We start from the raw sequence: 25199 nt of genomic DNA, 5'->3' as shown, positions 1-25199 counted from the left end.
AAGGTCGGTGACGCACGATGTTCTCACCTGGAGATTCTGCTGGTCTCAGGGACGATGGCGCCCCTGCCGACGGCCGTCACGGCCGCGCACCAGCCTCCGAAAGATTCGCCGTCAAGTTTTCCGACAGGGAGCCCACTCTTGCTGAGTCCAGCACTTGCAGCTCCGGGCCTGTGCATGGCAAGCCTCGACAGAACTCTGACCATCCAACAGGCAAACCAGGAGTTCTTCCGGCAGTTCAACAGCTCGTCCGAAGACATATGTGGCCGGAATTTCCGTGACGTGGTGCACCCGAGCGTGCAACAGCCGTTAGTACGACAATTCTTCAATTTACTGGAGGGTAAGCACCAGCGGTTCGTCACGCCCGTCATCGCCCTGGGACCCGGCGACGAGTCCGCCTTCACCGTCCCCCTCACCGCGGTCGCGGTGCGCGGCGGTCTGCCCGACACGACCGCCATCCTGGTCATGATGCCCACGGCCGGGGACGCGGAGGGGACCGGCGTGGTGACCAGGCGCAAGAAGATCCTCTCCGCCATGGACGCGCGCATCCTGGAGGGCATCGCCGCCGGGGTCTCCACCGTCCCCCTCGCGGCGAGCCTCTACCTCAGCCGGCAGGGCGTCGAGTACCACGTGACCTGCCTGCTGCGGAAGCTGAAGGTGCCCAACCGCGCGGCGCTGGTCTCCCGCGCCTACTCCATGGGCGTGCTCAAGGTCGGCACCTGGCCGCCCGAGGTCGTGGACGACTTCGTGAAGTGAGCACACACGGGGTGCCCACCGGGTGCTCACCGAGCGCCCGGCGGCCCCGCAGCGGCACGGCGTGAGCGGGCCGCGCCGTGCCCCCCGGCCAGGCCGTGCCGCCCTCTTCCAACCGCGTCACCGTGCCGCCTTCCGTGCGGGCCGCGCCGGCCCCGTCCGCGCCGTGCCCCTCTCCGCGCGCCCGCGACCCGGCCTACGGACCCGGCCACCACCGGCCGCGCCGCACACCCCCGTCCCCTTCGTTCCTCCCGTTCCCTCACCCCCGACCCAGGAGAAACACAGCGTGAACGCACACCAGCCTCTGTCGCGCCGCCGCATGCTCGGCCTCGCGGCCCTGGGCGCCGCCGCGATCGCGGGGCAGACCACGATCACCGCGGCCCCCCGGGCGGCCGCGGCCACCATGAGCGGCGGCCCGGGCGGCACGTTCGTCCCCGCCGTCGTGGTCGGCACCGGGTACGGCGCGGCCGTCTCCGCCCTGCGCCTCGGCGAGGCGGGAGTGCCCACCCTGATGCTGGAGATGGGTCAACTCTGGAACCGGCCCGGCCCGGACGGAAACATATTCTGCGGGATGCTCAAGCCCGACAAGCGCTCCAGCTGGTTCAGGTCCCGCACCGAGGCCCCGCTCGGCTCCTTCCTCTGGCTCGACGTCGTCAACCGGGACATCGACCCCTACGCGGGGGTGCTGGACCGGGTCGACTTCGACCAGATGTCGGTCTACGTGGGACGCGGCGTCGGCGGCGGCTCGCTCGTCAACGGCGGCATGGCGGTCACGCCCCGGCGCTCCTACTTCGAGGAGGTGCTGCCCCAGGTGGACGCCGACGAGATGTACTCCACGTACTTCCCGCGCGCGAACTCCACCCTGCGGGTCAACGACATCGACCGGGGCTGGTTCGAGCAGACCGACTGGTACCGGTTCGCGCGTGTCTCGCGCGAGCAGGCCGGGAACGCGGGCCTGAAGACCACCTTCGTGCCCAACGTCTACGACTGGGACTACATGCGCCGGGAGGCCGACGGCTCGGTGCCGAAGTCCGCGCTGGCCGGCGAGGTCATCTACGGCAACAACCACGGCAAGGTCTCGCTCGACAAGAGCTACCTGGCGGCCGCCCTGGGCACCGGCAAGGTCACCATCGAGACCCTGCACCAGGTGAGGACGATCCGTCAGCAGAACGACGGCACCTATCTGCTGACCGTCGAGCAGAAGGACGCCGACGGCAAGCTGCTCGCGACCAAGGAGATCTCCTGCCGCCACCTCTTCCTCGGCGCCGGCAGCCTCGGCTCCACCGAACTGCTGCTGCGTGCCCGGGAGACCGGCACCCTGCCCGGTCTCAGCTCCGAGATCGGCGGCGGCTGGGGCCCCAACGGCAACATCATGACCGCCCGCGCCAACCACGTGTGGAACCCCACGGGCGCCGGCCAGTCGTCGATCCCCGCCCTCGGCATCGACGACTGGGACAACCCGGCCAACCCCGTCTTCGCCGAGATCGCCCCGCTGCCGGCGGGCATCGAGACCTGGGTCAGCCTCTACCTGGCCATCACCAAGAACCCCGAGCGCGGCACCTTCGTCTACGACGCCGCCGCGGACCGCGCCAGGCTGCGCTGGACCCGGGACCAGAACGCGCCGGCGGTCGCGGCCGCGAAGTCGTTGTTCGACCGCGTCAACGCGGCCAACGCCACCATCTACCGGTACGACCTGTTCGGCAAGCAGGTCAAGGCCTTCGCCGACGACTTCTGCTACCACCCGCTCGGCGGTTGCGTCCTCGGCAAGGCCACCGACGCCTACGGCCGCGTCGCCGGATACAAGAACCTCTACGTGACCGACGGCTCGCTCATCCCCGGCAGCATCGGCGTCAACCCGTTCGTGACCATCACGGCACTGGCGGAGCGCAACGTCGAACGCGTCATCAAGGAAGACGTCACGGCCTCCTGACACGCGACAGGGGCGGGGCCCGTGTGCGCCCCGCCCCTCACCGCGCTCCGGCGAGCGCTCCGCCCCGGTGGGGCGGCCGAACCCGAACCGAAAGGCAACGACCCCGTGAAAACCCCGCTCCCCGAGGACAACGGCCTGTGGGTCCGCCGGTTCCACCCGCGCCCCGACGCCCGTGTCCGGCTGGTCTGTCTGCCCCACGCAGGGGGCTCCGCCAGCTTCTACTTCCCGGTGTCCCGGTCCATGCCCGCCGACATCGAGGTGCTGTGCGTGCAGTACCCCGGCCGCCAGGACCGCCGTGACGAACCGCTCCTGGACTCCGTACCGGCGCTGGCTGACCGGGTCTGCGAGGCCCTGCTGCCCTGGACCGACCGGCCGCTCGCCCTGTTCGGCCACAGCATGGGCGCCTCCCTCGCCTACGAGATCGCCCGGCGGCTGGAGCGGGAGCGGGGCGTCACGCCCGCCGCGCTCTTCGTCTCCGGCCGCCGCGCCCCGTCCGTGCACCGCGAGGAGACCGTCCATCTGCGCGACGACGACGGCCTGGTCGCCGAGATGCGCGGCCTGAGCGGCACCGATCCCCAACTGCTCGGCGACGAGGAGGTCCTGCGGATGATCCTCCCGGCCATCCGGGCCGACTACCGCGCCGCCGAGACCTACGCATGGGCACCCGGGCCGCCCCTGAGCTGCCCCGTGACCTGCCTCGTCGGCGACGACGACCCCAAGGTCACGGTGCCGGAGGCCGCCGTCTGGTCGGAACACACAGAGGGCCCCTTCACCCTGGAGGTCTTCCCGGGCGGGCACTTCTTCCTGGCCCGGCACCAGCCGGAGATCATCCGGCTGATGACCTCCCGGCTGGAGGCGCCCGCCCCGCGCTGAGCAACCGGGCCGGCGCGGTCAGCGCAGTCGCAGCGCCTCGCGGACCGTGGTGAACAGGTCGGTCTGGTCGGTCACGCCGAGGACCCGGTAGGCCAGCGGCCCCTGGGCGGCGATGCGGACCTCGGTGCCGGTGTGCTCCTGGGACTGCCCCGGGGTGTTGGTCGAGTAGTTCACCTTCAACTGCCCGCCCTCGTCGGTGACCAGCGTGGCGGACTGCCCCGGCGGAGTGGCCTCCAGCGGCACGATCTGGCTGGTGTGGCCGTGGTCGGCGGTGGTGACGACCAGGGTGTCGGGGTGCGTGGCCGCGTAGTCGCGGGCCACCTTCACCGCACGGTCGAACGCCGCGGTCTCGCCGATCTGACCGCACGGGTCGGCGGCGTGGTCCTGCTTGTCGATCGAGGCGCCCTCGATCTGCAGGAAGAAGCCCTTCTTGGAGTGGTTCGCCTTCTGCTTGGCCTCCAGCAACCGGATCGCGGTGGCGGCGGAGTCGGCGAGACTGGGCGTGGTGGCCGGGCGGTTCGGGTTGGCGGTGACGCACCGCTGCGGGGCCGTGCCGCCGACCGCCGCGGCCTTGCCGGTCCACTCGGTGGGCACATTGCCCGGGGCGAAGAGGCCGAGGACCGGCCGGCCCGCCTTGGCGGCCTTCAGGGACGCGTCGTCGGTGACGACCTGGTAGCCCAGCTCCCGCGCCTGCTGGGTGACGGTCCTGCCCTGATACCTGCCCTGGGTGATCGTCTGGTCGAAGCGCTGCCTGCCGCCACCGAGGAGGACGTCGACCTTGTGGCCGACCTCCTGCTCCGCGATCGAGCCCGGTCCGCCGGCCGCGATCGTGTCGCTCGGGCACTTGGCCATGTCCGCGGGACCCTGGCAGGAGCGGTCGGTGGCGTGGGCGGCGAGCACGGCCGGGGTGGCGTCGGTGAGTTCGGCGGTGGTGACGTCGCCCGTGGCGTATCCGTTGCGCTGGGCCAGCTCCAGCAGGGTGGGCACCGGCTTGTCGGTGCCGGGGGTCTTGGAGATGCGCCCGTTCACCGTCTTCACACCGGTGGCCCAGCCGGTGCCGCTGGCAGCGGAGTCGGTGACGTAGTCGGGGGTGCCGTCGGCGTGCACCGCGTAGGTGGTGTAGGCGCCGGTGAGCGGGAACCGGTCCATGTTCAGCCGGCCGGCCGCGCCCACGGTGTAGTCGCGGGCGAGGGTGATCTCCGAGTCGCCCATGCCGTCGCCGATGAGCAGGATGACGTTCTTCGCCTGTCCGCCCCGGATCGCCTTGCGTGCCTGCTCCTTGGAGTCGAAGGCACCTGCGGAGGTGGTGACCGCGACGGCGGCCGTGGTCGCGGCGACGAGCGCGGTGGCGAGCGTCAGACGGCGGCGGGTGGCTCTGTGCATGAAGTGACTCCTCGGGGCGTCCGGTGATCGACCGCGTCGGCCGACGGGCATCAGATCACCATGCGTTGGCAAAGCCGGGGTAAACGGCCGGTCGTGTGCACGTATCCGTGGCATGACGCCCGTGCCCGGAGGGCTCCGCGGTGGACGAGGCCCGTCCGGGCACGGGCGGTCACGGCGCTCATGCCACGGCGGGCTCCGGCCGCGGGCGTGGTGCGGCGAGGCGTCCGCTGCGGGCGAGCGCGGCGACCGCCGTGGCGCAGGCCGCCCCGGTCGCGGTCAGCGCCACCCAGGTCAGCCAGGTGGCGTCATGGCGGCGGGTGTGGTCCCACAGGGCCCCCGTACCGAGGTTGCCCAGGGAGATGCCCAGGCCGGAGACGGTGTTGTAGAAGCCGTAGTGGGTGGCGACCAGGCGACCCCCGGACAGGGCGACGACCGTGTCCATCTCGAAGGGATAGACGACCGAGGATCCCACCGCCAGCAGGACCACGGCCAGAACGAGCGCTGTCAGAACGGCCGTTGGAGACTGCCGCGGGCAGAGGGCGAGCGGTACGAACGCGAGGCCCATCGCCGCCAGCCCGCGCACCAGGGCCGTACCGGGCGGCCAGTGCTTCTTGGCCCAGCCCGTCAGCCGCAGCTGGCCCGTGACGGCGACCGCGGCCGAGACGACGAACAGCCCGCTGGTGACCGCCGTGCCGTCGGCGCCGAGGAAGTCGGTCGCCGCGAGCGGCAACGCGAGATACACCTGGAAGGTCAGCACGTACGAGCCGATCATCGCCGCCGAGAAGAGGAGGAACGGCCGGTTGGCGACGACGCTGCGCCACTGCGCGAGCACCCCGTCCTGCCCGCCGTCCCCCGTGGGCCGCCGGCGCGTCGGCAGCGCGCGCCACTGCAACAGGGTGAGCAGGGCGAAGATGCCGGCCGCGACCGTGCACACCAGCCGGAAGTCGGTGGCCAGCAGGGCCAGTCCCACCACGGGGCCGAGCAACATGCCCGCCTGGTAGTAGACGTTGAAGGTGGCGAAGGCGTCCACCCGGCGCTCGCCGGCCTCGGCGGCGAGGTGGGCGCGCACCGCCGGGTTGAACAGGGCGCCGGCGAAGCCCGTCGCGGCGGACGCCGCGATGAGGGCGGGCAGGTCGTCGACCCAGCCGAGCAGGGCGAAGCCGAGGGTGCGCAGCAGGCAGCCGGCCATGATGGGGATCTTGGGGCCGAGGCGGTCGGCGAGCGTGCCGCCGATGAGGAACATGCCCTGCTGGGAGAAGTTGCGCACACCGAGGACGAGCCCGACCGCCCAGGCGGCCATTCCGAGGCCGTCGGACAGATGCGCGGCGAGGTAGGGCATGAGCATGTAGAAGGCGAGGTTGATGGCGAACTGATTGGCCATCATCAGCCGTGCGCCGGGCGGGAAGGAGCGGGTCTGCCGCCACAGGTGCTTCATCGGGCGGCTCCCGCGAGACCGGGACGGCGGGAGCGGCCGAGGGGGTCGGTGACGCGGGTGCACCGGGTCCAGCGGGTGACGGTGCGTTGCGCGCCGTGGGAGATCTCGTCGGGGTCGTCGGCGGGCGGGTGCCCGAGGAGGTCGTGGCGGCGGCAGTAGGCGTCGTCGAAGACCGTGCCGACGTAGCGCTGCGGCCCGTCGGGGAAGACCGTGACGATCCGGTTCTCCGGCGGCAGGGTGCGGGCCAGCCAGCGGGCGACGAGGGCGACGGCACCGACGCTCCAGCCGCCGGTGGCGTGGTGGTCGCGGGCCAGTCGGCGGGCGGCCCACACGGCTTCCGGCGCGGAGACCCAGTGCACCTCGTCGAAGAGGTCGTAGGCGACGTTGCGGGGGTGGATGCTGGAGCCCAGGCCGCGCATGAGCCGGGCGGCGGCGGGCTGGCCGAAGATCGTCGAACCGGTGCTGTCGACCCCGACGATGCGCAGGCCGGGGAATCGGTCGCGCAGCACGGAGCCGATGCCGGCCGAGTGGCCCCCGGTGCCGACGGAGACGACCAGGGTGTCGACGCGGCCCAGCTGGGCGACGAGTTCCCGGGCGAGCGGGGCGTAGGCCGCCACGTTGTCGGGGTTGTTGTACTGGTCCGGACACCAGGCGTCCGGCCGGCCGGCGAGCAGTTCGGCGACGCGCCGCCGCCGGGCCTCCTGCCAGCCGCCCCGCGGATGCGGCTCGGTGACGAGGTCGACCCGGGCGCCGTAGGCGGCGAGCAGACCGGTCATCAGCGGTTCCATGCCGGGGTCGGTGACGACGGTGACCGGATGCCCGTAGGCCGCGCCGGCCAGGGCCAAGCCGAGCCCGAGCGTGCCGGACGTCGACTCGATGATGCGGGCGCCGGGCGCGAGCCGCCCGCTCTCGCGGGCCGCGCGGACCATGTGCAGGGCGGCGCGGTCCTTGATGCCGCCGGGGTTGTGACCTTCGAGCTTGGCCCAGAAGCCGCGGCCGGCGGCGGCGAAGGGCGCGCCGATCCACAGGAGGGGGGTGTCGCCGACGAGGCCGGCGGGTGTGTGCGGTGCCGTGGGGCAGGGGTGGTTCATGGCGTGCTTCTCCTCCGGCCGGCGCGTCGGACCGCGCCCGGCCGGTGTGGGGGAGGGACGGGGGTGATCGTTCGCCGGGCGGCCCGGATCGGAGGGGCGCCGGCGCGGGAGCGATCAGGTCCGCCACACGCCGAGCAGGGCCCGCGCATGTCCGGGGGACGACGCGGGGGAGGCGCAGGGCAGCGCCGGTGCGGGGACGGCCGGAGCGGCGTCGAGCGGTCCGGCCGGGGCGAGCGCCGCGAGCGGCGGATCCACCGGCCCGGCGTCGCGCGGTGGCTGGGCGGTCGGCTCGTCGAGACCCTGGCAATGGCTCTGGTGGTCGGGGGACGGCGCGCCCGGCCCGGCCGACACCAGGACGTCCGCGCGCTGCGCGGGTCCGGCCGTCGGGCCGTGACAGCAGGCGAAGACATGCATGAGCGTGATCAGCACCAGGGCGAGCACCGCTCCGGCCCACGGCAGGGAGCGGCTGCTGCGCCTCTCCGACACGGCTCGCATGAACGCGAAGAGTAGTCGGCCGGGCGCGCACGGTCCCGGTCGATGGGGCGGGGTCACCGCATCGGGTGAAACGCCCGGGTGGTCAGGCGCTCGGCAGGCCCGCCGCTTCGGCTTCCGGCTCGGTCAGGGCGGCCGTGTCCGTCAGGCCGAGACGGAGGTGCTCCACGTGGTAGATGGCCTGGTCGATGAGTTCCGCGACGTGGTTGTCGTAGAGCGAGTACACGATGGAGCGGCCCTTGCGGGTGCCGACGACGAGACCGAGGTTGCGCAGCAGGCGCAACTGGTGGGAACAGGCGGACTGTTCCATGCCGACCTCGGCCGCCAGCTCGGTCGCGGGCAGCGGACCCTCGCGCAGCCGGGCGAGGATGAGCAGCCGCGAGGGGGTCGCCAGGGCCTGGAGGGTGGTGGCCACCTTGGCGGCGCTCGCCGCGTCCAGACTCCTGCGCGGGACGCGTCCTGACGACTGTGCGGCTCCATGACCCATGTGTTCATGGTACGACACCATTCATGAACGCATGAATGGCTCTTCAACCATTCCTGCTACGGTGGTCGGGTCGGGACCCCGTGCCGCCCACCGTGAAGGACCCATGTCGAACTCATCCACACTCACCCGCCCGGCGCCAGACGGCACCGCGCGGGAGGCGGGCGCGCCCCGCCGCCGCACCCGCGTCCTCGCCCTGCCCGAGGCCCGCTGGGCGGCCGCCGCACTGGTGCTGTTCCTGATCGCGCTGCCGCTGTACCTCACCGGGGCGCCGTCATGGACCTGGGGCACGCTGTTCGCTGCCGTCTACGCGACCGGCGGCTGGGAACCGGGCTGGGCCGGGCTCCAGGCGCTGCGCGAGAAGACCCTGGACGTGGATCTGCTGATGGTGGTGGCCGCGCTCGGGGCGGCGGCGATCGGGCAGGTGCTCGACGGCGCGCTGCTCATCGTCATCTTCGCCACCTCCGGCGCGCTGGAGGCGATCGCCACCGCCCGCACCGCCGACTCCGTGCGCGGCCTGCTCGACCTCGCCCCCGCCACGGCCACCCGCGTCGCCGACGACGGCGAGGAGGAGAGCGTGCCCACCGAGCGGCTCGCGGTGGGCGAGACGATCCTGGTGCGCCCCGGTGAACGCGTCGGCGCCGACGGCCGGGTGCTGGAGGGGGCGAGCGAGGTCGACCAGTCCACCATCACCGGCGAACCGCTGCCGGTGCCGAAGGAAGCCGGGGACGAGGTGTTCGCCGGCACCCTCAACGGCACCGGCGCGCTGCGGGTGAAGGTCGAGCGGGACCCGTCCGACTCGGTGATCGCCCGGATCGTGGCCATGGTCGAGGAAGCCTCCGAGACCAAGGCGCCGACCCAGTTGTTCATCGAGAAGGTCGAACAGCGCTACTCCCTCGGCATGGTGGCCGCCACCCTCGCGCTCTTCGTGCTGCCCCTCGCCTTCGGCGCCGCGCTCCAGCCGACCCTGTTGCGGGCCATGACGTTCATGATCGTCGCCTCGCCGTGCGCGGTGGTGCTGGCCACCATGCCGCCGCTGCTGTCCGCGATCGCCAACGCCGGACGCCACGGCGTCCTCGTCAAGTCCGCCGTCGTCATGGAACGCCTCGGACAGATCGACGCGGTGGCGCTGGACAAGACCGGCACCCTGACCGAGGGCACGCCGAGGACGACGGAGATCCGCCCGCTGGCCGCCTCCGGGCTCACGGAGGACGAGGTGCTGCAACTGGCGGCGGCGGCCGAGCACCCCAGCGAGCACCCGCTGGCCCGCGCGCTCGTGGCAGCCGCCCGCACCCGCGGCCTGGATCTCCCCCCGGTGCGGGACTTCGACTCCGCCCCCGGCACCGGAGTGCGCGCCACCGTCGAGGGCAGGACCGTCGCGGTCGGCAGCCCCGCCCGCCTCGGCGACGCCCGACCGGGCCATCCCGCCCTGGCCGTGGCCGCGGGCCTGGAGGAGGAGGGCCGCACCGCCGTGCTGGTCACCCTCGACGGCGAGCCGGTGGGCGTGCTGGGCGTGGCCGACCGGCTGCGCGCCGAGGCCGCCGCCACCGTCGCCGCCCTGGAGGAACTGACCGGCACCGCCCCGGTCCTGGTCACCGGCGACAACGCGCGCGCGGCGGCCCGGCTGGCCGGCGAGGTGGGCATCACGGACGTCCGTGCCGGGCTGCTGCCGCAGGACAAGGTGGCCGCGGTGCGGGAGCTGGAACAGGCGGGGCGCAAGGTGCTGGTGGTCGGCGACGGCGTCAACGACGCCCCCGCGCTGGCCGCCGCCCACACCGGCATCGCCATGGGGCGCGCGGGCTCCGACCTCGCCCTGGAGACCGCCGACGCGGTCGTGGTCCGCGATGAGCTGGCGACCATTCCCGCGGTCGTCCGCCTCTCCCGCCGGGCGCGCCGGCTGGTGGTGCAGAACCTGGTCGTCGCGGCGGTGTTCATCACCGGCCTGGTGATCTGGGACCTGGCCGGAAACCTGCCCCTGCCGCTGGGCGTCGCGGGCCACGAGGGTTCCACCGTCGTCGTCGGCCTCAACGGCCTGCGGCTGCTCGCCGACGGCGCCTGGCGCCGCGCCCACGGCGGGAGCCTCCGATGAGCCGCCGGCGCCGGGGGACCGGCCACGGCGTGACCGAGGGCCCGGACCGCTGCACCGTCACCGTGTGCCGCGGCTGCTGCTGCGGCACCGAGAAGCTCCCCGGCGTCGATCACGCCGCCCAACTCGACCTGCTGCGCGAGACGTTGGTCGACACCGGGCGGGTACGGGTGACCGGCTGCCTCGACGCCTGCGAGCACGCCGATGTGATCGTGGTGCAACCGTCCCCGGCCGGTCGGGCCGCCGGCGGGCGGCCCGTGTGGCTCGGCCTGGTCAACGACATCGACGCCGCCGCCGACATCGCCGCGTGGGTCGCCGCCGGCGGCCCGGGGCTGGCGGACCCGCCCGGCGTGCTCGACCTGTACGAGTTCAGCCCGTCCCGGCGGGTACGCCAGGGCATGGAGGGCTGACCGCCGCCGGGGCAGCGGCCGCGGCGGCGGCCTGCGGTCAGACCCGGACGCCGAACATGAACGGGCCGCCGATGGTGTCCATCGACTCGTACCGCACGACCGTGCCGGTACGAGGAGCGTGCAGGATCTGGCCGTTGCCCGCGTACAGGCCCACGTGGTGCAGGTCGTTGAAGAAGAAGACCAGATCGCCGACCTGGAGCTGGCTGCGCGTGAGACGGGTCCCGATGCCCGACTGCGCCTCGGAGGTCCGGGGTATGGAGACGCCGGCCTGCGCGTAGGCCCAGGAGGTCAGGCCCGAGCAGTCGAAGGAGGAGGGGCCGGTGGCGCCGTAGACGTACGGCTTGCCGATCTGGCTCTGGGCGGCGGAGAAGGCGGCGCCGGCCCGGCCGGAGGCGGAGCTGTCGTGGCCGAGGTCCACCCGCTCGGTGGAGGAGCGGTTGGCGCGCTGCTGCTCGGCGGCGAGGTCCGCCTTCTCCTTGGCGGTCAGGGTGTTGAGGATCTTCTGCGCCTCGGCGAGCTTGCCCTGGACCTCCTTCTTCTTGTTGCCCAGCTCGGTGCGGGTGGCCGCGAGGTCCTTGAGCTTCTCGGTGGCCTCGGCGCGCTGCTGGGCGAGTTCGCGCTGCTTGGCCTGGATCTTCTTCAGGGCCTCGACCTGCTGGCCGCTCAACTGGTCCAGCGTGGACGCCTTGTCGAGGAAGTCGTCCGGGTCGGCGGACAGGAAGAGCTGCACCGAGGGGTCGATGCCGCCGGAGCGGTACTGCGCGGTCGCCAGCGAACCCAGGCCGTCGCGCAGCTTGTTCAGGTCCTCCTGACCCCGCGCGACGTTGTCCTGGATCGTGGATATCTCCTTCTGCAGCTTCTCCTGCTTCTCCTTGGCACCGTTGTACTTCTCGGTGGCCTGCTCCGCCTGCTCGTACAGCTTGTCGACCTTCGCCTTGACCTCGTCCTTGCCGGGCTTCTCGCTCGGCGCGGCGTTGGCGGCGTTCGCGCTGAGGACGACGGCGGCGGCCGCCGCGGTGGTCAGTACGGTGACACGCGTGCGGCTCGGCTGCTTGGGTCGACGATGGGACGCCACAGGGGCGAACTCCTTGCTCCTTCAGCCGCCTGCCGGCACATCGGTGGGCGGGGCCCACCGCCGTCACTCCCTCTGAGTGATCACCAACGGGGGTTGGAGCTAGACCTTAATGACTTCCTCTCGGTTAGATCAAATGTTTGCATGGAAAGGCCTGTTCGTGCGGGTCAGGCGGCCAGGACCGGCCGAGTGCCCGCCTGCCGTTCGGTGCGCAGCCGCTCCAGCATGACGTCCGCGGCGGCGAGGGCCTCGTCCACCGTCCGGGTGCCGGTCATCACGCACAGCGTGTACGAGGTGTCCTCCAGCTCCCGGCTGGAGTGGCCGGTGGGCTGGAGGTCATGGCGGAAACGAGCCTCGGCGAAGCGGGCCAGCAACGCGCGCAGTTCCTTCTCCGCAGGCAGCAACACAGCGACATCCCTCTCTCGGTGGGCGGGCACACGGCCCCGGCCGGACCCCGCGAACGGATCCTCCGGCGCTTCGTGTGCCCCCGAACGATCACCGTATGCATCGAGAGCGGACCCCTGTGCCACTAAGGCAGGTCAAGACCCCCGGCCGCCACCGGGCGCACGCCGTCAGCCGACCCTGATGCCCACGATGCAGGTGTCGTCGTCGGTGTCCGACCTGCTGTACGTGAGCAGCCGGTCCAGCTGCTGGTCCAGGGTCCGCGGGCCCGAACGCGCCGTCTCCAGCAGATGGGACAGGGACTCCTCCACCGAGCGGTCCCGGCGCTCGATCAGCCCGTCGGTGTACATCAGCAGGGTGTCGCCCGCGGCCAGCCGCACCTCGGTCTCCTCGTACTCCGCCTCCGGCAGGGCGCCCAGCAGCAGGCCTTTGAGCCTGGGCAGCGGAGTGGCCTCGCCCGTGCGCACCAGGACCGGCGGCAGATGCCCCGCCCGCGCCCAGCGCAGCGTACGGCGCTCGGCGTCGTACAGACCGCACACGGCGGTCGCGGTGACCGCGCCCGTCAGATGGTGGGCGACGATGTTCAGCCAGGACAGCAGCTGCGCCGGACCCGCCCCGGTGACGGCCAGGCCGCGCAGCGCGTTGCGCAGTACGACCATGCTGGTGGCCGCCTCGATCCCGTGCCCGGCCACATCGCCGACGCACAGCAGCACCAGCCCCGAGGGCAGCACCACCGCGTCGTACCAGTCGCCGCCCACCAGGTGTTCCGTCTCGGCCGGCCGGTAGCGCACCGCCACCTGGAGGCTCGGCACGCGCAACGGCGCCTGGGTGGGCGGCATGATGGCGTGCTGGAGCTGGAGGGTGAGCCGGTTGCGCTCGACGGCCTGCTGCTCGGTGTGGGCGAGCTGGTCGCGGGTGGCCGCGAGGGCCACCTCGGTCCAGTGCTGGGCGGAGATGTCCTGGTAGGCACCGCGCACGCCGAACAGCTGCCCGGCGGTGTCCAGGACCGGTTCGGCGACCACGCGCATGTGCCGGGTGACACCGTCAGGCCGCCGCAGCCGGAAGGCGGCGGACGCCGGCCGGTGCTGGTGCAGCAGCGTGCGCAGGAACCGCCCGATCTGGACGGCGTCGTCCGGGTGGGAGTAGGCGGGCAGGTCCTCCAGCGGCACCGGGGAACTCGTGGGCGGGCGCCCGTAGAGGTCGAACAGCTGGCTGTTCCAGGTGATCTCACTGGTGAGCAGGTTCTCCTCGAAGCCGCCGATCCGGCCGAGCCGCTGGGCGTGCTGGAGCAGACTGGCCAGGCGCGCCGTCTCGTCCTCGATGCGCCAGATGAGCAGCACACTGGAGCCGTGCCGGCTGATGCTGATGTCGGCGACCGCGGACAGCGGCACCTGGTCGACCAGCGCGGTCAGCCGCATCCGGTGCGCACGGAACGGCTCGCCGGTGGCGTAGACCCGCTCCACGCGCTGGAACAGCTCGCCGGCACCGGCGGCCATCGGGTAGGCCTCCAGCAGCAGGGCACCGCCGACGACGGCCCGCGACCTGCCAGCCGGGTCGAGGAAACGGCTGTTGACGTGCTGGATGCGGAAGTCGACGAGCCGCCCGCCGTCGTCGAGGTGCGGCACCAGCACCAGCGCCGGGTCGTGCAGCCCGTCCGCCAGGTCCATCAGCTCGGCCACGTCCGGCACCACCCGCGGTCCCCAACTGGTCCCGGCGGAGGGCACGAAGTCCTCCAGGGTGTGCGCGCACAGTTCGGCGAGCGTCTCGACCTGGCGCACCACCTGCCGCGGCAGCGGCTCCTCGGCCCCGGGCCAGGCGATCTCCAGGACGCCGTGGATCCGGCCGCCCGCACCGGCGGGTACGGCGATCCGGGCGCCGTCGGGGTAGTCGCGCCGCCCGATGGTGGGCAGCCCCGACTCGGCGATGGAGGGCAGCCACTGCCCGTCGGGTTCGGTCAGTCCGCGCCGGGCCACCGTGGCCACGTCGGGCGGGACGTAGCACCAGCGGGCCGCCTCGGCGGGCGTGAACCCCGCGCTGCCGGCCAGGGCGAGCGAACCGTCCGAGCCGGCCGCCCAGATGGCCACCGCGACGGCGCCGAGCGGGCGCAGGGCGTGTTCGAGCAGCGAGTCGGCCATGGCCTGGGCGTCGTGAGCGGCCAGGACCCCGCTCTCGGCGGCGCGCAGCCGTACGGCTGCCGACTCCTCGGCCTGCCCGGACGGGGCCGCGGCCGTGGACAGGAAGGCCTCGGTCACCTCCGCGATCCGGTCCCTGGCCGCCTGGTTGATGACGTCCACCGCGAGTTCCAGCGAGGTCACCTGCGCCTGCTCGGCAAGCTCGGCGAGCTGCCGGCCGGCCTGGGCCGGACCGCAACCGAGCCGCTCGATCAGGATGCCCTTGGCCAGTTCGATCAGCGCCCGGCCCTCGGCCTCGGCCTGCGCGGTGCGCACCTCGTGGCGCAGCCGCTCCACGGTGGCGGCGAGCCTGCCGACCGGGGAGCCGGCGGGCACATCGGCCGCCACGTCGTCCACCGGCGACAGCGGGGCGGGCACTCCGCTCGCCACCTCGGACCGGGTGCCGGGCTCGGCGGATGGCTGGATGTTCACCGTACGGGTACTCCTCGGCCTGCGGACGGACGGTTGCGCGGTGCCGCTGCGGGCCTCATGCGGGCAGCCAGCGCCGGACGCAGGCGATGAGGTCGCGCGTGTCCACCGGTTTCGTCACGTAGTCGCTGGCACCGGAGGCGAGGCTCTTCTCCCGGTCGCCGTGCATCGCCTTCGCCGTCACGGCGATCACCGGCAGGTCGGCGTACTGCGGCATGCGGCGGATCTCGGCGGTGGCGGTGTACCCGTCCATCTCGGGCATCATCACGTCCATCAGGACCAGTTCCACGTCCGGGTTGCTCACCAGCGTCTCGATGCCCTTGCGGCCGTTCTCCGCGTGCAGGACGCGGAAGCCGTGCAGTTCGAGGATGCCGCTGAGCGCGAACAGGTTGCGCGCGTCGTCGTCGACGACCAGCACGGTACGGCCGCGGGTCTGCTCGTCGACCAGGTCCGCCGGGGCGTGCTGCAGCTCCTCGCCGCGGACGAAGGTGAGCACCTCGCCGGGTTCCTCGGCCGACAGGTGGAGGGCGATCCGCTCCCGCAGCTCGTCCAGGCTGGAGAGGTACTCCAGCGAGCCGCCCGGCTCCACCGGCGGGTACTCGGCGCGGTGGGAGCTGTGCACCAGCACGGGGACGCCCGCGAGGGCGGAGTCGCCGTCCAGCGCCGCCAGGAACCGGGCCGACTCCCCGTCCGGGCCGCCCAGTTCCACGACCACGCAGTGGCAGGGCTCGGCGGCGAGGGCGCCGGCCGCCTCCTGGGCGCCGACCGCGGTGATGATGTCGACCGGGACGCCGTCGGCGTGCCCGTGGTCCATGTCGCCGACGACGCTCTCGGCGACCAGGGTCAGCAGGCCGCGCGGGCGTTCCTCCACGACGAGCAGCCTGCGGGCGCGCTGCCGCTTGGTCGCGGCGCGCGGCGCCGACGCCTCCAGTTCCCGCGGGGGCGTGGCGGTCGCCTGCTCCGGCCCGTCCGGTTCGGCGGCGCCGCGCACGCCGTGCAGGTGTTCGTCGAAGTCCGGCCGTGCCACGGGCAGGTAGAGGGTGAAGGTGCTGCCCTTGCCCGGGACGCTGTCGACGGTGACGGCACCACCGAGCAGATGGGCGATCTCGCGGGTGATGGACAGGCCGAGCCCGGTGCCGCCGTACTTGCGGCTGGTGGTGCCGTCCGCCTGCTGGAACGCGCCGAAGATGCTTTCCAGCTGCTGCTCCGGGATGCCGATGCCGGTGTCCTTCACCCGGAAGGCGACCACCGCGCCGCCACGCACCACGTCCTGCGGCACCTCGTCGTCGGCGGCGGGCTCGACGCGCAGCTCCACCCCGCCCTGCTCGGTGAACTTCACCGCGTTGGACAGCAGGTTGCGCAGGATCTGGCGGAGCCGGGAGTCGTCGGTGAGCAGGTCGGCGGGCGCGCCGGCCGACGTGGACACGGTGAACCCGAGGCTCTTCTGGGACGTCATCGGCCGGAAGGTGGCCTCGACGTACTCGATGAGCTGGCGCAGCGAGACCCGCTCCGGCGTCACGTCCATCTTGCCGGCCTCGACCTTGGACAGATCGAGGATGTCGTTGATCAGCTGGAGCAGGTCCGAGCCCGCCGAGTGGATGATCCCCGCGTACTCCACCTGCTTCGGGGTGAGGTTGCGGGAGGGGTTCTGGGCGAGCAACTGGGCGAGGATGAGCAGGCTGTTGAGCGGGGTGCGCAGCTCGTGGCTCATGTTGGCGAGGAACTCGGACTTGTACTTGGAGGCGAGCGACAACTGCTGGGCGCGCGCCTCCAGTTCCTGCCGCGCCTGCTCGATCTGGAGGTTCTTCCCCTCGATGTCGCGGTTCTGCTCGGCGAGCAGCGAGGCCTTCTCCTCCAGTTCCGCGTTGGAGCGCTGCAGCTCCTCCTGCCGGGCCTGCAACTCGGCCGAACGGGCCTGGAGTTCGCTGGTCAGGCGCTGCGACTCCTCCAGGAGTTCATCGGTGCGCGCGTTGGCGACGATCGTGTTGACGTTGACCCCGATGGTGTCCACGAGCTGCTGGAGGAAGTCCCGCTGGACGGCGGTGAACCGGGTGACGGAGGCCAGCTCGATGACGCCGAGCACCTGCTCCTCGAAGAGGATGGGCAGCAGCAGCAGCGCGGTCGGCACGACCTGTCCGAGGCCGGAGGAGATGGTGACGTACCCGGGCGGCAGCTCGTCCACCGCGATGGTGCGGCGGCTGCGCGCGGCCTGGCCGACCAGGGAGCGGCCGAAGGAGATCCGCTCGGGCCGGTCGTCCTCGTCGGGGCGTCCGTACGAGCCGACGAGCCGCAGCTCGGGCCCCGCGGCGCCCTCCTCGGCGAGGTAGAAGGCGCCGTACTGGGCGGACACCTGGGGCACCAGCTCGTCCATGATCAGCTCGGCCACCACGCGCAGGTCCCGGTGGCCCTGCATCAGGCCGGAGATGCGGGCGAGGTTGGTCTTGAGCCAGTCCTGCTCCTGGTTGGCCAGGGTGGTCTCGCGCAGCGACTCCACCATGGAGTTGATGTTGTCCTTGAGGTCGGCGACCTCGCCGGACGCGTCGACGGTGATGGACCGGGTCAGGTCGCCCTCGGCGACGGCGCTGGCCACGTCGGCGATGGCACGGACCTGCCGGGTGAGGTTCCCGGCGAGTTCGTTGACGTTCTCGGTGAGCCGCTTCCAGGTGCCGGACACGCCCTCGACCTCGGCCTGGCCGCCGAGGCGGCCCTCGGTGCCGACCTCGCGGGCCACCCGGGTGACCTCGTCGGCGAACGCCGACAGCTGGTCCACCATCGTGTTGATGGTCGTCTTCAGTTCGAGGATCTCGCCGCGCGCGTCGACGTCGATCTTCTTCGACAGGTCGCCCTTGGCCACCGCCGTGGTCACCAGCGCGATGTTGCGCACCTGGCCGGTGAGGTTGTTGGCCATGGAGTTGACGTTGTCGGTGAGGTCCTTCCAGGTGCCGGCCACGTTGGGCACATGGGCCTGGCCGCCGAGGCGGCCCTCGGTGCCGACCTCGCGGGCGACGCGGGTGACCTCGTCGGCGAACGCCGAGAGGGTGTCGACCATGGTGTTGATGACGTCGGCCAGCGCGGCGACCTCGCCCTTGGCCTCCACGGTGATCTTCTGCGAGAGATCGCCCTTGGCGACGGCGGTGGCGACCTGGGTGATGGACCGCACCTGGCCCGTGAGGTTGGAGGCCATCACGTTGACGTTGTCGGTGAGGTCCTTCCAGGTGCCGGCCACCCCCCGCACCTGTGCCTGGCCGCCGAGGCGGCCCTCGGTGCCGACCTCGCGGGCGACGCGGGTGACCTCGTCGGCGAAGGCGGACAGCTGGTCGACCATCGTGTTGATGGTGCTCTTGAGTTCGAGGATCTCGCCGCGGGCGTCGACGGTGATCTTCTGGGAGAGGTCGCCCTGCGCCACCGCGGTGGCCACCTGGGCGACGTTGCGGACCTGGGCGGTGAGGTTTCCGGCCATGAAGTTGACCGAGTCCGTCAGGTCACGCCAGGTCCCCTTGACGCCCTTGACGTCCGCCTGGCCGCCGAGGCGGCCCTCGGTGCCGACCTCGCGGGCGACGCGGGTGACCTCGTCGGCGAAGGCGGACAGCTGGTCGACCATCGTGTTGATGGTGCTCTTGAGTTCGAGGATCTCGCCGCGGGCGTCGACGGTGATCTTCTGGGAGAGGTCGCCCTGCGCCACCGCCGTCGTCACCTGGGCGACGTTGCGGACCTGGGCGGTGAGGTTTCCGGCCATGAAGTTGACCGAATCCGTCAGGTCGCGCCAGACCCCCGCGACGCCCGGCACCTGTGCCTGGCCGCCGAGGCGGCCCTCGGTGCCGACCTCGCGGGCGACGCGGGTGACCTCGTCGGCGAAGGCGGACAGCTGGTCGACCATCGTGTTGACGGTCTCCTTCAGCTGGAGGATCTCACCGCGCGCGGGTACGTCGATCTTCTGCGACAGATCGCCCTTGGCCACCGCGGTGGCCACCTGGGCGATGTCACGGACCTGCGTGGTGAGGTTCCCCGCCATGGCGTTGACCGAGTCGGTCAGCACGGCCCAGGTGCCCGAGACCCCCGGCACCTGCGCCTGCCCGCCGAGCGTGCCCTCGGTGCCCACCTCGCGCGCCACCCGGGTGACCTCGGAGGTGAACACGGACAACTGGTCGACCATGCCGTTGAAGACGGTGGCGATGTCGCCCATCAGCCCCGGGGAGTCGTCCGGCAGCCGGGTGCCGAAGTCCCCGTCCCGGACCGCGGTCAGCCCCGCGAGCAGTCTTCTCAGTTCCTCGTCGCCGGGGACCGCGTCGGTCGTCCCGGTCACCTTGCCGGCCATGCGCACCCTCATTCCGCTCCCCAAGGAACCCCATGGAGGGGCCCGGAACCAGCGCCGGGCACGCGGCCTGACCCGACGATTGGTGTGCATTTCCCCAGTTCAGGGATTTACCCGACGAGGAAATACGCCGCAGGTTAACCCAGTTGCGCGGACTCGCACAAAGCGATGGACCGGCCACCGGCACCCGCCGGACCGGGCGCCGGCCGGGGCCCGCACGGCCGGACGCACCGCACCGTCCGCCGGCCGGGGCACCGGAGCGGCCCGACGACGCTCACGGCCCGTTCCGTATTGTGGCGCCCGGCACTGCCGGACGACCGAGGGAGGGGCGCGTGCCGCTGCAGAAGGACGACCCGAGGTCCATCGGCGGCTACCGGCTGCTCGACCGGCTCGGGGCCGGCGGCATGGGCATGGTCTACCGGGGCCGAGCGCGTTCCGGGCGCGAGGTCGCCGTCAAGGTCGTACACGCCCGGTACGCCCAGGACCCCGTCTTCCGCGCCCGGTTCCGGCAGGAGATCGAGGCCGCCCGCCGGGTGAGCGGCGCCTTCACCGCCGCCGTGGTGGACGCCGACCCGGAGGCGGAGTCGCCCTGGATGGCCACCCAGTACGTCCCCGGCCGTTCGCTCGCCGCGCGCATCCGCGACCGGGGCCCGCTGCGCCCCGCCGAATTACGGCCGCTGGCGCTCGGCCTGGTGGAGGCGCTGCGGGACATCCACCGGGCCGGGGTGGTGCACCGCGACCTGAAGCCGGCCAACGTGCTCATGGCCGAGGACGGGCCCCGCGTCATCGACTTCGGCATCTCCCGGGCGGCCGAGAACCACCACACCCTCACCGAGACCGGGCAGGTGATCGGCACCCCGCCCTTCATGTCCCCGGAACAGTTCACCGACGCCCGGACGGTCGGACCGGCCTCGGACGTCTTCTCGCTCGGCGCGCTGCTCGTGTACTGCGTCACCGGGCGCGGCCCGTTCGACGCCGACAGCCCCTATCTGACCGGCTACCGGGTGGTCCACGACGAGCCGGTCCTCGACGGGGTGACCGGACCGGTGCGGGCGGTGCTGGAGCGCTGCCTGGCCAAGGAGCCCGCCGACCGGCCCGGCCCGGACGAACTGGCACGGGAGTTCGCCGACGCCCTGCCCGAGCCGTCGCCGGACGAACCGGAGACGATGACGCTGCGGCTGCCCTCCGCGCCGTCCGGCGAACCGGCCGCCGCCGGCGCCCCGACCGTCGTCGGCCGCCCCCGCAGGCGCGGACCGTGGGTGGTGGCCGTCTGCGGCGCGCTGGCCGCGGCCCTGGCCGGCTACCTCCTCCTCGGTCCGCTCGGCGATGACGGCACGGCACGGGCGAACCCGGCCCCCACCGGGCGGTGGGCCCCGCTCCCGGCCGGTTGGAAGCCCTGGCAGACGACCGCCTCCGCGGTCGCCGAGAAGGGCGTGAAGCAGGCGCCGGGCTACGAGGGGAACCGGGCACCGGCCTGCGTACCGGACGGCGGCGCCCTCTACTGCGCGGGCAGCGCACTCCTGCCGGAACGGATCGACGCCACCACCGGGCGCACCCTGTGGCGCTCCGGCGTCGCGCCCGCCGGGATCCCGGCCGACCGCTACGTCACCGACGTCCTCGGCACGTACGACGGCGAGGTGCTCGTGGAACTGACCGTCACCGGCGAGGGCGGCACCGGCCGGACGCAGTCACTCCTCGCGCTCGACGCGGCGACCGGCACGAGGCGCTGGTCCCACCCGGTGCGCGTCGACAGCCTGGGCTCGGTCTACGCGGCCGGGGTGACGCTGACGCAGGAGGGCGACGGCAGCGCGGTGACCGTCCGCTCCGCGCGCGACGGAACGGTGCGCCGGACGATCCCCGTGCCCGCCGGGTACGGCTGCACCCCGCTCGCCGCCGACGACCGCCCGTACGTGGAGTGCGTCACCGAGGCCGAAGGCGTGCACACCACGAAGTTCCTCGTCGTCGATCCCGCCGACGGTTCCGTGCGCACCCTGACGTCCCCCGCCCGGCAGGGGAGCTTCGTCGGCGTCCGGGACGGGCGACTGGTCTTCGTGGAAGCGGACGACCGCCCGGTGGCCAACGGTCCCGACCTGATCCACACCCGGATCGTGCGCGTCGACCCGCGCACCGGCGAGCGCGCGCTCACGCCGCTTCCCGAGCGGTACCGGGGCGGGCTGCCCGCCCTGGCCCAGGGCACCCTGTACTTCGCCACCTCCAGCGGTCTGGTGACGGCCGTCTCGCCGGTGACGGGAGCCCGGCTGTGGGAGAGCCATACGAGTCTGGAGACACCGGGGCAGGTGTCGGTGGACCCGAGCGGACGGACCGTGTACCTGGCCGGCGGCAGTGGCCGGGTGGCCGCCCTGGACGCGAAGCGCGGCACCCTGCTGTGGGAGTCCTCGGCCCGCGCGGAGGTGCTGGACAACGGCCTGCTGCCCACCGTGTGGTTCAACAAGGGCGCCCTGGTCCTGGCGACCTCCGACGGCACCCTCTTCACCCTGGACCCGGCGCACCCGGGACGCAGACCCGTCCCGGCGTGACCGCGCCCCCCTCGCCCGGGACCGGCGGGCCCTTCGCCGTCCCGTGCCGAAGCGTCGCCCGTGCGAGGGGAGTTGGAGCTTCCCCAGGGTATTGAACGATGATTCAATCCTTGCCGTGCCGGGGCGGCCCTCGGCACGGCAGCCCCGCGAGGATACGGAGGACCGCGGTGAACCTGACGTGGATGCTGGAGGGGTCGGCCCGCAGTTGCGGCGGGAAGCCGGCCCTCGTCTCCGATCTGGGGTCGATGACGTACGCCGAGCTGCTCGCCGCCTCGAAGCGGGCCGCCGCCGTGCTGCGGGAGCGCGGGGTGCGGCCGGGGGACCGCGTCGGGGTGATGACGTACAACACCCCCGCCTTCGCGGTGGCGGCGTTCGGGATCTGGCGGGCCGGGGCGGCACTGGTGCCGGTCAACCACAAGCTGACCGCGCCCGAACTGACGTACCTGGCGGGGCATGCGAAGCTGCGGGTCGCCGTCGTCGCGGAGGAACTCGCCGGGCGTATGCGCGAAGGCGCCCCCGAGGCCGATGTGCTCACCACGGACGACACCGGCGGCGGGGAGTTCGACCGGCTGGTCGCCGGGGCGCCCGAATGGGAGGGCGTGCAGGTCGGGCCCGAGGCCGTCGCACAGGTGTTGTACACCTCCGGGACGACCGGCGCGCCCAAGGGCTGTCTGCACTCGCACCGCGGGCTGTCCGCCGTGCCCGCGTACACCACGGCCGCCGCGGGGCTGCGCCGCGAGGACCGGTTCCTGCTGGCCATGCCGATCTGGCACGCCTCGCCCCTGAACAACTGGTTCCTGTCGATGATCTACCTGGGCGGCACCGTCGTCCTGCTGAAGGAGTACCAGCCCCTCGCCTTCCTGGAGGCCGTGCGCAGACACCGGGTCACGGCCTTCTTCGGCGCCCCCATCGCCTACCTCGCCCCGCTGCGGGCCCTCCCCGAGGCGGGCGTCGACCTGTCCGGCTTCGGTCTGCCGAACGTGCGGCTGTGGGCCTACGGCGGGGCACCGCTGGGCGCCGAGACGGTGCGGACACTGGAGGCGGTGTACGGCCGAGACCGCTTCTGCCAGGTGTACGGGATGAGCGAGATGGGGCCGGTGGGTTCCGTGCTCCACCCGCACGAGCAGCTCGCCAAGGCCGGGTCGATCGGGGCGGGCGGCATGCCGGGCGTGGACATCCGCGTGGTCAGGGAGGACGGCCTGGACGCCGGGGCCGGCGAGACGGGGGAGCTGTGGCTGCGGTCGGGGACCCGGATGCTGGGGTACCTCGACGATCCGGAGGCGACCGAGCGCGCCTTCGAGGGCGACTGGTACCGGTCCGGGGATCTCGCGCGGGTGGACGAGGACGGCTATCTGTTCATCGTCGGCCGGATCAAGGACGTCGTCGTCACCGGCGGGGAGAACGTCTACTCGCCCGAGGTGGAGGAGGCGATCCTGCAGCACCCGGCGATCCGGGACGCCGCCGTCGTCGGGCGGCCGCACCCGGACTGGGGCGAGACCGTCGTCGCCGTGGTGGAGGCCGACGCGGCGGTGACGCTGGAGGAGATGCGCGCGTTCCTCTCCACGAGACTGGCGAAGTACAAGATCCCCCGGGAGCTGGTGGTGGTCCCCTCGCTGCCGCGCACGCCCTCCGGGAAGGTGCAGAAGCACGTCCTGCGCGAACAGGTGGCCACCGGCCCGTGACACGCCGGACGCCATGGGCCGGCCGACCGCCCGGCCGGCCCTCGCGCGTCAGTCCGCTTGCTTGCCGGCCCTGACGATCGTCCCTTGCGCCACGGCGACGAGCTGCTCCTCGCCCTGCTCCGAGACGACGTGGACCGAGCACTGGCACACGGCCTGCCGCCGCGTGGTGACGGTCGCCTCGGCGCGGGCGACGACCTGGACGCCCACCGCGGGCCGGACGTAGTTGATCTTGTATTCGGCGGTGAGCGCGTCGCCGCCGAGCGCGAGTCCGCCGGCGAAGGTCAGCGCGTTGTCGGCCAGGTAGCTGAGCACCCCTCCGTGCACGAAGCCGTGCTGCTGCTGGATCTCGGGCCGGTTGACGATGCGGATCTCGGCCGAGCCGGGCCCCACCGAGGTGAGCTCGGCGCCCAGGAACATGCTGAAGGGCTGGGCCTTGAAGATGCTGTGCGCGAAATCGGCGAGATCCGTGGTCATGAGTGCCGTCCTGTGGCTCGGGGGGTGGTGGGGGCGGTCGCGTCCGGGCCGGTCAGCCGCTCGTCGATGGTCCGCTGGAACATCGCGAGCAGGCCCTCCGCCAGTCCCAGCACATGGTGGTCGCTGCCTCCGTGCGGCAGGGTCCGCTGCACGTTCTCGGCGATGGCGAAGTCCTCCTGGTCGAAGACCGTGTCATTGGTGAACCGGAAGCGCTTGGCCAGCGCGCTCTGCCCCGCCGACCCGGTGAAGTCGGCGTCACGGTAGAGCATTTCATGGGTCCATATCGTGCGGTCCGGGGCCAGGGGCCAGAAGGTGTTGATGGACACGTAGTCGGGATGCAGGATGAAGAAGGTGTTGGGGAAGAGCGTGTAGTACACCGAGGCGTAGTCCAGGATGCGCCACTCCTCCTCCGGTTTCAGGGCCGTCTCGCCGATGTTGGTGCGCGCCGCGGACAGCCGGATGTGCGGCCCGTCCTCGTCGTGCGCGATCACCCCCTTCTTGAAGGCGAAGGCGAGCGTGTCCCGGTGCAGATACGGGACGTGATAGCCCTCGAGATACGTCTTGATCAGCAGCTTCCAGTTGGCCTCCTTGACCACCTTCGTCTTCTTGTACTGAACGAGCGAGGCCACGTCGAAGTTCACCAGGTCCTCGTGGAACGTCCCGAGGAAACCGGGGATGTCGAGCGTCTCCCCGGGCGTGCGGCCGACCCAGATCAGTCCGCCGGACTCCGCGGCCGGCAGCTCCACCAGCCCGTAGTCGCAGGTCTTGACGCCGGGGAAGTCATGGGCCCGGGTGATGCCCTTCAGAGCGCCGTCGAGCCCGTAGACCCAGCCGTGGAAGGGGCAGACGAAGTTCTTCACCGTGCCCGCCGGCTGGTCGGCGAGGCGGGCTCCGCGGTGGCGGCACTGGTTGTAGAAGGCGCGGACCCGGCCGTCCTCGCCCCGGACGACGACGTAGGGGAACCGGTCCCAGTCGCTGGTGAGGTAGGACCCGGGCTCAGCGAGCGCCGAGGCGTGCCCGGCGACCAGCGGGTAGTGGGAGAAGGCCGAGGCGATCTCCCGCTCCAGGAGCGCCTCGTCGGTGTACTTGGTGACCGGGATGGTGACGACCTCGTCGAGCATCTTCTCGTCACGGCGCGTCTCGCGCAGCGCGAGAAGACGCTTGATCATCGCCACTTGTTCGCTGT

The 25199-nt window shown here is 72.5% G+C and carries 18 protein-coding genes; 7 read left to right on the top strand and 11 right to left on the bottom strand.

Going from position 1 to position 25199, the window contains the following annotated elements:
- Positions 1-54: 54 nt before the first annotated feature.
- The 3 genes from HZZ00_RS22335 to HZZ00_RS22325 all read left to right on the top strand — a co-directional run bounded on the left by HZZ00_RS22335 (position 55) and on the right by HZZ00_RS22325 (position 3553).
- On the top strand, positions 55-753 hold the full coding sequence (locus HZZ00_RS22335) for a LuxR C-terminal-related transcriptional regulator (RefSeq protein ID WP_180328104.1): 699 nt from the start codon (positions 55-57) through the stop codon (positions 751-753).
- Between the two features lie 316 nt (positions 754-1069).
- Positions 1070-2680, top strand: a complete 1611-nt coding sequence (locus HZZ00_RS22330) for a GMC oxidoreductase (protein ID WP_180333659.1) — start codon at positions 1070-1072, stop codon at positions 2678-2680.
- A gap of 105 nt (positions 2681-2785) precedes the next feature.
- Complete coding sequence (locus tag HZZ00_RS22325; protein ID WP_180328103.1) at positions 2786-3553, top strand: thioesterase II family protein; 768 nt, start codon at positions 2786-2788, stop codon at positions 3551-3553.
- An 18-nt stretch (positions 3554-3571) separates the two neighbouring features.
- Here the strand turns inward: HZZ00_RS22325 and HZZ00_RS22320 are convergent, their stop codons facing one another.
- The 5 genes from HZZ00_RS22320 to HZZ00_RS22300 form a co-directional block, all read right to left on the bottom strand.
- Positions 3572-4936, bottom strand: coding sequence for an alkaline phosphatase (locus tag HZZ00_RS22320; protein WP_180328102.1), 1365 nt, complete (start codon positions 4934-4936; stop codon positions 3572-3574).
- A gap of 178 nt (positions 4937-5114) precedes the next feature.
- A complete protein-coding gene (locus tag HZZ00_RS22315; protein ID WP_180328101.1) occupies positions 5115-6371 on the bottom strand; it encodes an MFS transporter in 1257 nt (418 codons plus the stop codon).
- On the bottom strand, positions 6368-7462 hold the full coding sequence (locus tag HZZ00_RS22310) for a PLP-dependent cysteine synthase family protein (RefSeq protein ID WP_180328100.1): 1095 nt from the start codon (positions 7460-7462) through the stop codon (positions 6368-6370). The genes HZZ00_RS22315 and HZZ00_RS22310 overlap by 4 nt, the downstream gene beginning before the upstream one ends.
- Positions 7463-7576: 114 nt before the next feature.
- Positions 7577-7957 carry a hypothetical protein gene (locus tag HZZ00_RS22305; RefSeq protein ID WP_180328099.1) on the bottom strand — a complete coding sequence of 127 codons (381 nt, stop codon included), beginning with the start codon at positions 7955-7957 and terminating at the stop codon, positions 7577-7579.
- A gap of 82 nt (positions 7958-8039) precedes the next feature.
- Complete coding sequence (locus HZZ00_RS22300; RefSeq protein ID WP_074996320.1) at positions 8040-8441, bottom strand: metalloregulator ArsR/SmtB family transcription factor; 402 nt, start codon at positions 8439-8441, stop codon at positions 8040-8042.
- A gap of 103 nt (positions 8442-8544) precedes the next feature.
- Between HZZ00_RS22300 and HZZ00_RS22295 the strand changes: the two genes are divergently transcribed.
- Complete coding sequence (locus tag HZZ00_RS22295; protein ID WP_180328098.1) at positions 8545-10527, top strand: heavy metal translocating P-type ATPase; 1983 nt, start codon at positions 8545-8547, stop codon at positions 10525-10527.
- Complete coding sequence (locus HZZ00_RS22290; protein WP_180328097.1) at positions 10524-10934, top strand: (2Fe-2S) ferredoxin domain-containing protein; 411 nt, start codon at positions 10524-10526, stop codon at positions 10932-10934. The genes HZZ00_RS22295 and HZZ00_RS22290 overlap by 4 nt, the downstream gene beginning before the upstream one ends.
- A 37-nt stretch (positions 10935-10971) precedes the next feature.
- On the opposite strand, the gene HZZ00_RS22285 is transcribed toward HZZ00_RS22290, so the two are convergent.
- The 4 genes from HZZ00_RS22285 to HZZ00_RS22270 all read right to left on the bottom strand — a co-directional run bounded on the left by HZZ00_RS22285 (position 10972) and on the right by HZZ00_RS22270 (position 19323).
- Positions 10972-12009: a C40 family peptidase gene (locus HZZ00_RS22285; protein WP_070023160.1), complete on the bottom strand. Its 1038-nt coding sequence runs from the start codon at positions 12007-12009 to the stop codon at positions 10972-10974.
- A gap of 164 nt (positions 12010-12173) precedes the next feature.
- Entirely contained in the window at positions 12174-12413 is a 240-nt protein-coding gene (locus HZZ00_RS22280) for a DUF5133 domain-containing protein (RefSeq protein ID WP_074995169.1), read from the bottom strand.
- A gap of 165 nt (positions 12414-12578) precedes the next feature.
- Positions 12579-15011: a SpoIIE family protein phosphatase gene (locus HZZ00_RS22275; RefSeq protein WP_374028477.1), complete on the bottom strand. Its 2433-nt coding sequence runs from the start codon at positions 15009-15011 to the stop codon at positions 12579-12581.
- A 55-nt stretch (positions 15012-15066) separates the two neighbouring features.
- Positions 15067-19323 carry a HAMP domain-containing protein gene (locus HZZ00_RS22270; protein ID WP_180328096.1) on the bottom strand — a complete coding sequence of 1419 codons (4257 nt, stop codon included), beginning with the start codon at positions 19321-19323 and terminating at the stop codon, positions 15067-15069.
- Positions 19324-19652: 329 nt separating this feature from the next.
- On the opposite strand from HZZ00_RS22270, the gene HZZ00_RS22265 reads away from it, so the two are divergent.
- Both HZZ00_RS22265 and HZZ00_RS22260 read left to right on the top strand, forming a co-directional pair.
- Positions 19653-21857, top strand: a complete 2205-nt coding sequence (locus tag HZZ00_RS22265; RefSeq protein WP_180328095.1) for a protein kinase — start codon at positions 19653-19655, stop codon at positions 21855-21857.
- A gap of 167 nt (positions 21858-22024) precedes the next feature.
- On the top strand, positions 22025-23539 hold the full coding sequence (locus tag HZZ00_RS22260) for a class I adenylate-forming enzyme family protein (RefSeq protein ID WP_180328094.1): 1515 nt from the start codon (positions 22025-22027) through the stop codon (positions 23537-23539).
- A 48-nt stretch (positions 23540-23587) separates the two neighbouring features.
- Here the strand turns inward: HZZ00_RS22260 and HZZ00_RS22255 are convergent, their stop codons facing one another.
- Positions 23588-24013 carry a PaaI family thioesterase gene (locus tag HZZ00_RS22255; protein WP_180328093.1) on the bottom strand — a complete coding sequence of 142 codons (426 nt, stop codon included), beginning with the start codon at positions 24011-24013 and terminating at the stop codon, positions 23588-23590.
- Positions 24010-25182 (bottom strand): aromatic ring-hydroxylating dioxygenase subunit alpha, encoded by a 1173-nt coding sequence (locus tag HZZ00_RS22250; RefSeq protein ID WP_219013919.1) that lies wholly within the window; start codon positions 25180-25182, stop codon positions 24010-24012. The genes HZZ00_RS22255 and HZZ00_RS22250 overlap by 4 nt, the downstream gene beginning before the upstream one ends.
- Positions 25183-25199 lie beyond the last annotated feature (17 nt).

It is taken from the genome of Streptomyces sp. NEAU-sy36 (assembly GCF_013423905.1).
Taxonomy (GTDB): domain Bacteria; phylum Actinomycetota; class Actinomycetes; order Streptomycetales; family Streptomycetaceae; genus Streptomyces; species Streptomyces misionensis.
Note: the sequence above shows the minus strand (reverse complement) of the source record. Positions and strands in the feature narration are given on the sequence as shown.